Annotated in this window: 9 protein-coding genes and 1 pseudogene; 6 read left to right on the top strand and 4 right to left on the bottom strand. The window is 36.3% G+C overall.

Annotated elements, in window-relative coordinates; all coding sequences use genetic code 11:
* Nucleotides 1–162 precede the first annotated feature (162 nt).
* Together SAGCYANO_RS26595 and SAGCYANO_RS50695 are read left to right on the top strand one after the other, a co-directional pair.
* The gene (locus SAGCYANO_RS26595) at nt 163–1,074 is read left to right on the top strand and encodes an RNA-guided endonuclease InsQ/TnpB family protein (protein ID WP_375340001.1); all 912 of its coding nucleotides are present in this window, start codon (nt 163–165) and stop codon (nt 1,072–1,074) included.
* 95 nt (nt 1,075–1,169) lie between these two features.
* The gene (locus tag SAGCYANO_RS50695) at nt 1,170–1,418 is read left to right on the top strand and encodes a zinc ribbon domain-containing protein (RefSeq protein ID WP_375340000.1); all 249 of its coding nucleotides are present in this window, start codon (nt 1,170–1,172) and stop codon (nt 1,416–1,418) included.
* Between the two features lie 329 nt (nt 1,419–1,747).
* On the opposite strand, the gene SAGCYANO_RS26590 is transcribed toward SAGCYANO_RS50695, so the two are convergent.
* The 3 genes from SAGCYANO_RS26590 to SAGCYANO_RS26580 form a co-directional block, all read right to left on the bottom strand.
* Nucleotides 1,748–3,151 carry a carotenoid oxygenase family protein gene (locus tag SAGCYANO_RS26590; protein ID WP_202222825.1) on the bottom strand — a complete coding sequence of 468 codons (1,404 nt, stop codon included), beginning with the start codon at nt 3,149–3,151 and terminating at the stop codon, nt 1,748–1,750.
* 366 nt (nt 3,152–3,517) lie between these two features.
* Nucleotides 3,518–4,774, bottom strand: coding sequence for an RNA-guided endonuclease TnpB family protein (locus SAGCYANO_RS26585; RefSeq protein WP_202222824.1), 1,257 nt, complete (start codon nt 4,772–4,774; stop codon nt 3,518–3,520).
* Between the two features lie 664 nt (nt 4,775–5,438).
* Nucleotides 5,439–6,104 (bottom strand): class I SAM-dependent methyltransferase, encoded by a 666-nt coding sequence (locus SAGCYANO_RS26580; protein WP_202222823.1) that lies wholly within the window; start codon nt 6,102–6,104, stop codon nt 5,439–5,441.
* Between the two features lie 543 nt (nt 6,105–6,647).
* Here SAGCYANO_RS26580 and SAGCYANO_RS45685 point away from each other — a divergent pair.
* The 4 genes and pseudogenes from SAGCYANO_RS45685 (at nt 6,648) to trxB (ending at nt 9,716) form a co-directional block, all read left to right on the top strand.
* Entirely contained in the window at nt 6,648–7,088 is a 441-nt protein-coding gene (locus SAGCYANO_RS45685) for a transposase (protein ID WP_237396717.1), read from the top strand.
* Between the two features lie 158 nt (nt 7,089–7,246).
* Nucleotides 7,247–7,372 (top strand): hypothetical protein, encoded by a 126-nt coding sequence (locus SAGCYANO_RS48085; protein WP_255502715.1) that lies wholly within the window; start codon nt 7,247–7,249, stop codon nt 7,370–7,372.
* Between the two features lie 11 nt (nt 7,373–7,383).
* A pseudogene (locus SAGCYANO_RS26570) lies at nt 7,384–8,112 on the top strand (IS1 family transposase); the annotation flags it as partial.
* 254 nt (nt 8,113–8,366) lie between these two features.
* Complete coding sequence (gene trxB, locus SAGCYANO_RS26565; RefSeq protein WP_202222822.1) at nt 8,367–9,716, top strand: thioredoxin-disulfide reductase; 1,350 nt, start codon at nt 8,367–8,369, stop codon at nt 9,714–9,716.
* Between the two features lie 902 nt (nt 9,717–10,618).
* Here trxB and SAGCYANO_RS26560 read toward each other — a convergent pair.
* Complete coding sequence (locus SAGCYANO_RS26560) at nt 10,619–12,604, bottom strand: ABC transporter ATP-binding protein/permease (protein WP_202222821.1); 1,986 nt, start codon at nt 12,602–12,604, stop codon at nt 10,619–10,621.
* Between the last annotated feature and the right edge of the window lie 99 nt (nt 12,605–12,703).

The following is a 12,703-nucleotide window of genomic DNA, read 5'->3' as shown; positions in this document are numbered from 1 at the left end:
TTGAGCCTCACGCCATAATCTGTGATTTGGCGACCAGATGAATCGGCGGCCAATTGAATGGGTTCGATGCCGATTCAATTTGCATGATATCTCAGCAAAAACCTTCGCCCTAGTTGAAAAACTTGTATTATGATATTGCAATAACCCCAGAAAATTTCCACCATGCGCACTGCCTACCAATATAAATTAAGGCCCAACAAAGAACAAATAGCCACAATAGAATTGTGGTTGGAATCGTTGCGTCGGCAGTACAACTATCGGTTGGGTGAAAGGTTTTCATGGTGGTCAGAAAACCGTTGTCCAGTTAACGCTTGCCCTTTAGTGATGCCAATTCCTCAACTAAGAGATAATCCAAATTATTACTCTCAAAAACGAGATTTGGTCAATACCAAAGACAAGTTTCCTGAGTACAAACTAATTCACTCTCAGGTATGTCAAGATTGCATAAAACGGGTTAAACTTGCCTTTGATAGATGGTTGACAGCAGACAAAAATGGGCAGAAATTAGGAAAACCAAGGTTTAAAGGAAAAGGACGTTATCGTAGTTTTACTTATCCTCAAATCAAACAAAACTGTATTGAAGGAAATCAAATTAATTTGCCAAAAATAGGCAACATTAAGTTGATTAAACATCGACAGTTACCTGATGGTTTTCAAATTAAAACAGTAACAATTAGTCGTAAAGCAGATGGTTATTATGTAACTTTATCCCTAGAAGACAGATCGGTTCCAGCTTTAACAACTAAAGTGGAACCTACATTAAAAAATACTCTGGGAATTGATATGGGGTTGAAGGAATTCTTAGTAACAAGTGAAGGAGAATCAGTCCCGATTCCTCAATACTACCGAAAATCTCAGCAGCGATTAAAGACTCTACAGAAACGTTTATCTCGTAAAAAGAAAGGTAGCAAAAGATGGTTAAAAGCTCTTCTATCTGTAGCGAAACAACACAAAAAGGTAGCCGATAAACGTAAAGACTTTCATTTCAAAAAAGCTAATGAATTATTATCAAAAGCCGAAGTTATCGCCTATGTAGACGCGGAGCGGCGTGCCGGAGGCAAATTTAAACATTAAAGGGCTAGCAAAGACTCGTTTGAGTAAATCAATTAATGATGCTGGCTGGGGACAATTTCTAACTATTTTAACTGTCAAAGCCGAAAATGCTGGAGGTGAAAACTATAGCAGTGAATCCTCAAAATACCAGCCAAGATTGCTCGAATTGCGGTGGAAAAGTCCCGAAAGAATTAAACATACGAACTCATTCTTGCCCACACTGCGGTATTGTCATAGACCGCGACTTAAATGCAGCAATAAATATAAAAAATAGGGCGGTAGGGCATTCCGTCCTTAAAGCTCGTGGAGCCCGACGGGATACCGGGGCTACGAAACGAGAAGCCCACACTATAGCGTCAGCTTAGTGTGGGAGTATGTCACGAAGGACGGAGAATTATAGAGTAGGTGGTAGGAAGAATTGTCAGAGTGATTTTTTGGCTCTTGTCTGCCTCAAATTAGGAGTCAGTAGCCAGAAGTCAGAATTGCTGAATTTAGGAGTCACTTTTGTAGAGCAGGGCTAATTCATTGTCGCCAGAAAATATTTAAAACTCTATCTTTTTGGTTAACTAACTCTAGCAAGATGTACGAAATTTCAAAATTTCAAAGGATACAATTTTTCTCCCTTGACGATAAATTGACCCCACTCCCCTACTCCCTCACTCCCCTAACTCCCCTACTCCTTAAAAAAACTTTTTCAACAAGCCCTATTTATCAATTGCATCTCAGATATCCAAGTGCCATGAAAACCATAAGGAACTCTCTGAGGTAACATAACTCGTGCCACAGGATCTTCTCTCATATTCTGAGCATCTATTACCAATAACTCAGAACGTTTATCTTTCTCATCATACACAAACGTTAGTAACCAACCATCATCCTCATCAATAGCACCTATTCTCGGCGCAAATGTTACAGCACCCCCGTAACGTTGTTCCTGAAAATCATGGGTTATTGACCTACCAGTATAAAAATCATACTTAATAATCCCATCAAACAAGGGTTGCAGTGAAGCCATCCTAGAAGTGTAACCATAACGCATCTCTCGTCCGACAAAACGATGATTAATAGAAGGAAACTCCGATGGTCTTTTATCTAACATTCCCTCTCTCACAGCACCAGTCTTGAGATTAAATGCCCAACCATACATTCGAGGAATATTCTCATCAGGGTCTCTACCTCTAAAGTTACTAGCATAGGAATGAGTTGAACTCATCCGACAACCATACAGTATTACCTCATCCCCATCTTCATAAGCATTCAAAACATGATTGATATAGCAAGGAAGAGCTTCAAACCATTGAATATCTTCATTATTTCCATACCGAGGCAAAATACCAAACCGACTTGGCACTCCCTTCTCAAAAATCCAACCAGGTAAACCTTGCTCTACTCGTTCTGGACGGAATCTCAATGGTAAATCTATCAAAATAGTATAATTTTTTGTAATGGCAAAGTCATGTGGCCCGCTGGCCACGGGTATATTAATAGGTACTATTTGTAGCAACTCACCATTACTAGAAATCACCCCATACTTTAAATAAGGAGGCGCATCAAGAGCGTAACCAAAAAATATTAATTCTCCAGTCATAGGATCGACTTTCGGATGAGAAGTGAAAGTAGAATCCAAGTAACCATCGCACAAATATGGACCAATTGTTTCTAAACTAGGAACTTCAACTGCGTAAGGCAACCCTGCTTCCCAAAAAGCTAATAATTTGCCATTGTGATAACTTACACTACTGTTAGATACATTTTTATACGGCCCGTAAGGATTACAAACTTGAGGCGGTTCTAATCTTCCACTCCAGACCGCATGACCCAAATCTCGTTCAACTTCAAAACCTCCTGTCCGCACATAACGATTTCTATATTCTGCCTTACCACCACTAATTCTCACTCCATGCAGCATTCCATCACCATCCATCCAGTCATATTTACCTAGAGGGGTAAATTGAGGGTTAGGGCCATTACGAACATACATTCCTGACAAATCTCTAGGAAGTTCGCCTTTGATTTCTAAGTTATCAGAGGTAATTTCTTCACTCACTGGGGCGAAGTTGCCCATCAGATAAGAATTAAACCTTGTAGTTGTGGTCATAATCTATTGCTCCTGTGGAAAAAATAAACTTGAAGGAATAAGGAAAAAGGAAGAAGGTTGAGTAACATACTCCCACACTAAGCTGGTGCTATGGTGTGGGCTTCTCATTTCATAGCCTTGCCATTGCATCGGGCAAGCGCTTGCTTTAAGGATGTCTGGGCTGTCGCCCTATTTTTTATATTGACCCCCAAATCGCATCGTTAATTGATTTACTCAAACTGGTCTTTGCTAGCCCTTTATTGAATGGGCATCGAACCAATTCAATTTGCTGCCGATTCATCTGATCGCCAAATCAAAGATTATGGCGTGAGGCTTTGAGGCGATTCAGCTAAATATTTCCAACTTCTGTCGTGACATACTCCCACACTAAGCTGGCGCTATACTGTGGGCTTCTCGTTTCGTAGCCCCGGTATTCCGTCGGGCTCCACGAGCTTTAAGAACGGAATGCCCTGCCGCCCTATTTTTTATATTTATCGCTGCATTCAAGTCGCGGTCTATCACAATACCGCAATGCGGACAAGAATGAGTTCGTATGTTTAATTTTTTGGGAACTTTTTCCCCACAGTTTGAGCAATTTTGGCTGGTATTTTTGGGGTTCACTGCTATAGTTTTCTGTCCAGCATTTCCGGCTTTGACAGTTAAAATAGACAGAAATTGTCCCCATCCTGCATCGTTAATTGATTTACTCAAATGAGTCTTTGCTAGCCCTTTTATATTTAAGTTTGCCTCCGGCACGCCGCGCTCCGCGTCTACATGGGCAATAACTTCGGCTTTTGATAACAATTCATTGGCTGTTTTGAAATGAAAATCTTTACGTTTATCGGCTACTTTTTTATGTTGTTTCGCTACAGCTAAAAGAGCTTTGAGCCACCTTTTACTTCCTTTCTTTTTACGAGATAAACGTTTCTGTAGAATCTTTAATCGCTGCTGAGATTTTCGATAGTATTGAGGGATGGGAATAGATTCTCCTTCACTTGTTACTAAGAATTCCTTCAACCCCATGTCAATTCCCAGAGTATTTTTTAATGTAGGTTCCACTTTAGTTGTTAAAGCTGGAACCGATCTGTCTTCTAGGGATAAAGTCACATAATAACCATCTGCTTTACGACTAATCGTAATAGTTTTTACTTGAAAATCATCCGGTAATGGTCGATGTTTAATTAACTTGATATTGCCTATTTTTGGCAAGTTGATCTTGTTTCCTTCCATGCAGTTTTGCTTGATTTGAGGATAAGTAAAACTGCGATAACGTCCAATTCCTTTAAATCTTGGTTTCCCTAATTTATGTCCATTTTTGTCTGCCTTAAACCACCTATCAAAGGCAAGTTTTACCCGTTTTATGCAATCTTGTAATACTTGAGAATGAATTAGCTTGTAGTCAGGAAACTTGTCTTTGGTATTGACCAAATCTCGTTTTTGAGAGTAATAATCTGGATTATCTCTTAGTTGAGGAATGGGCATCACCAAGGGGCAGGCGTTAACTGGACAACTGTTTTCTGACCACCACGAGAACCGCTCGCCTAACCTATAGTTGTACTGCCGACGCAACAATTCTAACCACATTTCTATTGTGGCTAACTGTTCTTTATTTGGCCTTAATTTATATTGGTAGGCAGTCCGCATGGTGGAAAATTTCCGGGGTTATTGCAAGATAATAATACAAGTTTTTCAACTAGGGCGAAAGCTTCTGCTGGGATGGCATGCAAATTGAATTGGCATCGAACCTATTCAATTGGCCACGAATTCATCTCACACCAAATTTAAAATTATGGTGTGAGGCTTATCGACGGTTTAGCTAAATTCCTTCCTTATGATTTTTTTAACCTTCTATTAACAGCTTATGATCACTTTTCAATTCTGTATAGTGTTATGACAGAAAATTTTTAATGAAAATCATGTATCTTAATTTTTCCAGAAAATCTACTACATACTGTGGCTTTGCTTTTTTATACCAATTTCCTAAACTTCGACTACAGATAATGCCTCAATAATGACATCATATCCTGCATATAGAAGCGATGTCTTTTTGACCGAATCCAGCTAATAGATATCTCAAGATTATTCGTCAGAAATCAAAGTAATCAAAGATACAATTTTTCAATATTTTTTGATTTATAAAAACATCTATCTATTTATAGGTAATGTTCTGAGTTATTTTAGAGTATTAAATTCAAGGTTATTAAATATAGGAATTAATCAGCTATTAAACTAACCTAATCCTCTTATTTTCAAGGAGAGATAATTCTAAATTCGCGCATTCTAAATTCTAAATTCTTGAAGGAGATATCTATTCTGTTTTTGACCATTTTCTTTCTGCAGTCCAATGCCTATCTGATGATTGATATATTTTTACTTCTTTAATACCAGCATCTTTAACTATTTTCTCTACTTCAACAATAGTCAGAGCAGCTTGCAAAGAATCTCTAAATAATTTCTGTTGATGTTGATTACAATCTCTAGCGTATTTGTCTACAAGTTCCTCTTTTAATTCTGGAGTTTCTGGACGAAGTAAGTCTCGTATAAATATTCCACCTTGAGGCTGCAAAACTCTTTTAACTTCTTGAAATAATAGTAATGGCTCTGATAAATGGTGAACAATACTGTTAGAAATTACCATCTCAAAACTATGTTCTGAATAGGGTAATTTTTTGGCATCTACTAACTCTAATTTGACCTGGGATTGTAATTGTGCTTTTTCAATATTTCTCTCTCCAATAGTCAGCATATTTTTTGATAAATCAATACCAATTATTTGCCATTCTGGTTGTTGCTGACATATTAATATCGGTATTCTGGCAGTACCAGTACCAACATCAAGAACCAATCCTTTTTTTGGGCCGATTTCTATAGAACTTTCTGCAAAGGCTTGATTGACTTCCAAAAAGTCCATTGAGTCATATTCTTCTGCTTCTTCCCATGTGTCCATGACTTCTGGTTCTAATATTCTTTCCATAATTTTTCTGTTTCATTGAAATTTCTACCAATAACCAAAACGAAAATACACAAATCTAGTTTTTTGTCAAATTTTCGGCTTTTATTGTTAAGCTGTCTCTAGAAAAATTGTTTTTTCCTCCAACAAATGAAAATTAAAATTACTTAACATAATACGATTTCAATATAGTTTCCAGAGTTTTTACAAATTAATTACACCAATCCTGTGACTTTAAAAATCATATCATGGACTGCAAATTAAGTAAATTCGTCAAATAATTGAGAATAATGTCAATAAATGCCAAATTTTACATTTATTCATAATTTACTTAACATGACAATTTTAAAATTATCTCTTCATAAATATTTGTTTTAATAATATAAACAACAGTAAGTCGGCAAAATTAAACGTAAACCAGAAAACATATAGCACTTTACGCTGGTCGTCAAAATAAGTACAAAAGACAGAGGTTAAACAAAAAAATTAATAGCTTGTTGATTAGGATAAAAAACCTCATAGATGAAGTCCATAAAAAAGTAGCAAAATGGTTAACAACTGAGTATCGTGTCATCTTTCTCCCTACTTTTGAGTCATCCCAAATGGTTGCCTAGTCAGGGAAAAAGAAACGCAAACTTAACTCGTGCGTCAGTTCGCCAAATGTTAAATTGGGCACATTACCGTTTCAAACAAACTCTTAAGTTTCAGGCTTTAAAACGAGGGGCAACCGTAATAGATGTAACTGAGGAATATACTTCCAAAACTTGTACTCATTGCGGTAATGTTCATCAAAACTTAGGAGGGTCAAAGCATTTTAAATGTCCGCATTGCGGTCATTCAATGCCGAGAGATTGGAATGGCGCTTTGGGCATTTTTCTCAAAGCATTGCGTAAGCGTTGCGGCGCGTTAGCGCGATACCGCCAATGTCGATGGTTCTGCCGTCACGTTGCTATGAACAGTTTTCCCGACTTTTGCCGGGAATTGCCGGGCTTGATGTATCTGCTATAGATTAAGATGTAAGTAGCTTTGCGTAAATTTGGTATAACTTCATGAGCAAGTATAGCAAAAGTTCTACATAGATATAATCATATAGAACCCCTGATCGTATCTTTTAGCTCTCTCCAGAAAAGAGGGAGTAGGGAGTAGGGAGTAGAGGGAAATAATTGATGACACGCTCTAGGATAATTGATTTTATTTTTAATGATTGGAGATGTCTTTTGAGGATAAAGGGCGTTGCTGAATTAGGGTATGATTTGGGAAAAGAGCGATCGCCAAAAAAGTCAACTTATTAGAATTCAAAATTATGCAATGTCCTGAATGTAAATCAGATCATATCAATAAAAATGGTCATAAAAAAGGAAAGCAAAACTATATTTGTGTCCATTGTGGCCGACAATTCATAGAATGTTATGAACCTGGTAGAGGTTACTCTCAAGCTCTTAAACAAGAATGTCTAAAAATGTATGTCAATGGTATGGGATGAGCGAGGTATTGAAAGAGTTAAGAAAGTGCATCATACCACAATTATTAATTGGGTCAAACAAGTAGGGAAACTCTTACCTGATTGTTATGATCCACTGGAAACTCCTGAAGTAGGAGAATTAGATGAATTAGAAACTATGGTATGCTCAAAAAAAACAAAATTTGGCACAGGAGCTGCAGTAGACCACTTTAAACAGGGTATTTTGGGATGGGTTTTAGGAGACCATAGTGCCAAAACTTTTGCTCCCAGGGTGGGAAGTTATTAGTAAATGGAAATGTTATTTTTATGTGACAGATGGATGGAAAGTTTACCCAAATTTTAAACAGTGATGGAGATCAAATTATTAGTAAAACATACATGGTTCGATTTTGTTGGTGAAAATACGCTTATTAAGACATGATTTAGCAAGGTTACATCGTCAAACTCTTTGCTATTCTAAGTCTGAAGAAATGCTCAAATATTCTATTCAATTATTAATTCACGCTTCTAAAATTTAGAGATGTGCCAACTCCTTATTCAAATAATATAAATTATTTTATAGTGAGCGCGATCGCTCTTTTTCCAAATCATACCTTAATTCAGCAACGCCCAAATTTTGTAGTAAGACGATTAAATAAAGCTTTTATCCTAAACTAAAAGTAATAGCTAATAGCTGACTGCTGAATGCTTATGCAAAGAGAGAAATTTTAACCAAGCTTTAGTACGATTGAACAAGCAAACAATGTCTACAAAAAATCAGGAACTTTTAACTGGAAGAAAGTACAGTACAAAAACGTTACTATCTACCACGAAATCTTAATATTATGACAAAACAAAGAATAGAAAACTTAGTAATTATAGGTTCAGGACCAGCAGGCTATACTGCGGCGATCTATGCAGGACGTGCTAACCTCAAACCAGTAGTCTTTGAAGGTTATCAAATAGGAGGTATACCAGGGGGTCAATTAATGACAACGACTGAAGTAGAGAACTTTCCTGGTTTTCCCGAAGGTATTACTGGACCGCAATTAATGGAACGAATGAAAAATCAAGCAGTTCGCTGGGGGACAGAACTATACACAGAAGATGTTACTTTTGTAGACCTAACTCAGTACCCATTTACTATTAAGTCAGAGGAACGAGAAATTAAAACTTATAGCATCATCATTGCTACTGGGGCGACTGCCAAGAAACTCAAACTACCTAGTGAAGAAAAATTTTGGAATAGTGGTATTTCTGCTTGTGCTGTCTGCGATGGAGCCAACCCAGCTTTTAAGGGAGTGGAATTAGCAGTTATTGGTGGTGGGGATACTGCAGCGGAGGAGTCTCTTTATTTAACTAAGTATGGTTCTCATATTCATTTATTGGTACGTCGAGACCGGATGCGGGCGAGTAAGACTATGCAGCAGAGAGTGTTAGAAAATCCGAAAATTACTGTTCATTGGCAAACTGAAGTTATAGATGTATATGGTAATGGTGTGTTGGAAGGTGTGAAACTGAGAAATAATCAGACTGGTACACAGCAGGACTTACCAGTGGAAGGTTTGTTTTATGCTATTGGTCATACCCCAAATACTCAAATTTTTCAAGGACAGTTGGAGTTGGATGAGAAGGGTTATGTGCTTACTCGAGATATGGTGAAAACTAGCGTTGAAGGTGTCTATGCTGTAGGTGATGTCCAAGATAGTGAGTTTCGTCAGGCAATAACTGCTGCTGGTAGTGGTTGTATGGGGGCAATGTTGGTAGAGAAATGGTTGTCGGAAAAAGGTTTGGTACAGGAGTTTGCTCAGGAAAAAGCAACTAAGAAGTCGGATGAGGAGATAGTTGTTGATACTGTTGAGAGTTTTGACCAGAATTCTACTCACCATCTTGGCGGTTATGCTTTGCGGAAACTCTACCACCAGAGCGATCGCCTAATTATAGTTAAGTATTCTGCTCCTACCTGTGCTCCATGTCATACTTTGAAGCCTATTTTGGAGAAGGTTCTACAAGAGTTTGAGGGAAAAATTCATTATGTAGAGATTGATATTGAGCAAGATCCCGAAATTGCTCAGAATGCAGGGGTAATGTCTACACCAACGATTCAGTTTTTTAAGAATAAGGGTTTGGTCGAACAGTTGAAAGGAGTGAAGCGTAAGAGTGAATATCGGCAAGTTATTCAAAATAATATATAGCGTTTTTACCTGGGATGTGGAGACCAAGTGGCATGAAAAATGTATGGAGGGAATAGTCATTTCAGTTAGCCTCCTTATTCCCCTGATTTAAATAAAAAGGACTATATAGCAATATGATTTGAGTTGTGAGATATTGAAAACTTTTAGGGAATAGGGAACAGGGAACAGAGAAGAATAAAAAAACGCATCATATGAATATAATAATTGCTATATTCTATACTTTTAAGGAACACCTCAATTCTCACAACTGATTCCTGATTGCTATATATTAATACTAACTATCTCTAAATATTAATACTAACTATCTCTAATAGACATCTCCAGAAAAGAGGGAATAGGTATGGAGGGAATAGGTATGGAGGGAATAGGGAATAGGTATGGAGGGGGAAATAATTGATAATTTCTGTAGTATAATTGATTTTATTTTTGATTTTTGGAGATGTCTAATATCTATGAGACTGTAGAAATTAACCATCTTGGTAGAATAGCGATCGCTCCTTAAAAGATAGTTATAGTATTTGTTTGACTATTTTCGGAGAAGTCTAATATCATGTTCGGTTGAATACTTATAATATCTGCGGACCGAAGGCAGAAGGCAGAGGGCAGAAGGCAGAAGGTTTTTTATAACTGATTATCCGAACATGATATAATAACTATCTCCAAAAATCAAAAATTACAGCAGTTTCGGAGTTAGTGAGGTACAAAATTTTAGGACTTTAGGCAACAGCTCCGGAAAGCAACAGGCAACAGAGAATTAATAAACTGTACCTCACCCTTCCTAAAAAGTGCTGTAAATCAATTATTATCCATTATTCCTCCTTCCTGTTCCCTATAACCTTTATCTGTCAATGCTTTGATAGTTAATCAGCAAGCCCTAATTATTAATTATTAATTATTAATTATTAATTATAAGAACTAGCTTCTGCTTGATAATCTTCTGCTGATAATACTCGCCAATTAGCATTACCTGTTAATTCTAAAACTTGTTGATGATATTTCAACAAACTTAAACGATGTCCTACACTTACAAATGTTGTTTGAGTTGCTTGTAATTTTTGATAAAGTTCCGCTTCATTTTGTAGGTCTAAAGCGCTGGTAGCTTCATCTAAAATTGCATAATTAGGCTTAATTAATAATAGTCTTGCAAAAGCTAAACGTTGTTGTTCCCCCAAAGATAAAACATTTTCCCATGGTAACTCCACATCAAAACCATCTAATCTATCTGGTAAATCTTCTAAGTTAACCAGTTTCAAAATTTTTCTTAATTCATACTCATCAAAATCTTGGTTAACTTGAGGGTATAACAACTGTTCTCGTAAACTTCCTAAAATCATATAAGGGCGCTGAGGTAGAAATAACATTTTCTCCAAATTAGGGCGTACTAAACGACCCGTACCCGATGTCCATAGACCTGCTATTGCTCTTAATAAAGAACTTTTTCCTGCTCCACTTTTTCCAACAATTAATAATCCTTGACCTGAATTTACTACTACTGATAAATTTTCTACCAAAGTCTTTTGACTTTCATTAATTTCTTCGTGGTTTAGAGGAGTATTTAAAGTAATCTTTTCTAAGGCTAATCTAGAACTTTCTGTGATGTCAATTTCCCTATTTCCTTCTTCTGATACTTTTGTGGTCTCTTCTAATGTTTCTCTAAATTTATCCAAACGGTTAATACCAGCCGCAAAATTAGTTAAGTTGTCAATTTGACTAACTACTAAAGAAAAAGCTCCTAAAACTTGACTAAAAGCAAAACCTGCCTGACTAATATCTCCAAATTTAATCTCACCTGCAAAGTAAATAGGAGCCATAATTAAAGAAGGCAAAATAATTACTGCATATCGATAACCTGTGGTAAAGTAATCTACATTTCTTTGCCAGCCAATCAGTAAATTAAAGTTATTAAAAACCTGAGTAAATCTTTGCCTAATTTGAGATAATTCTTGCTCTTCTCCTCGGTAAAAAGCAATTGATTCAGCATGGTCGCGGATATGAACTAATCCATAACGAAAATCTGCTTCTCGTTTGAGTTGGTAGAAATTTAAAGGAATTAATTTTCTGCCAAAAATTACTGCTACTAATGTTCCCGCTACAGCATAAATAATGAGAAATATTGAGAGTGGTATTGATATTGACCATAAAATTCCTGTGAAGGAAATAACGTCAATTATTGAATTGAGAATTGTGAGAAGAAAAAATAAACTTTGGTTAGTGAAAGATTTAATATCCTCTGCAATTCTTTGGTCTGGATTATCGATTGCACCTTTTGAGTCTATTTCATAATATGACCTATTTTTTAAGTAGTTATCTAGAAACTTATTTGTCATCCACTCTCGCCAGTACAGTCCTAATTTTTGCCTTGTATATGCGTAAATAACAACTATAGGAGTACCAATAATAAAAACCCCGGCATAAACAAATAAAAACCGCCAAAATGTAGGCTGGTCTTTTTCAGATAATGCAGTTGTAAAAAAGTTGCCTACATAGCTAATAATTACATTTAAACCACTAACTGATAGAGATAATAATAATAACAAACTTAATAATGCCCAAGGTTGCCAACGTGGGATAAGTTGTCTTTTATAGTACCAAAAACCAATGGCAGGAACTACAATCATTAAAGCAATAACAAATATCCAGTGCGAATTAATAATATTTTGAATTATATTGACTAAACCAGGAGCAATATTATTAAATGACTCGCCAAATATAGCTGCACTAACTATGCAAATCAAACTAACAACTAAAAAAACAGCAGCAAATAAAAATATCAAAAGTAGAAATAATAATCCTAAAAATACTTTGCTTCCTCCCGGTTCTAACGGGTAAAAATATGGTTGAGCAATCTGCAAAAAACTATTCCAAAGTTTACTGTTAAATTTATTCATTCTTGAATTTTCTAAAGGTCAACTAATATCAATCATAACCTATGATTTTTCATCTGTAAATATACGGTAATTATGCATATAAAAAAACATGATGATCGA

The organism is Okeania sp. KiyG1 (genome assembly GCF_014132355.1).
In the GTDB taxonomy this organism is placed as follows: Bacteria; Cyanobacteriota; Cyanobacteriia; order Cyanobacteriales; family Microcoleaceae; genus Okeania.
Note: the sequence above shows the minus strand (reverse complement) of the source record. Positions and strands in the feature narration are given on the sequence as shown.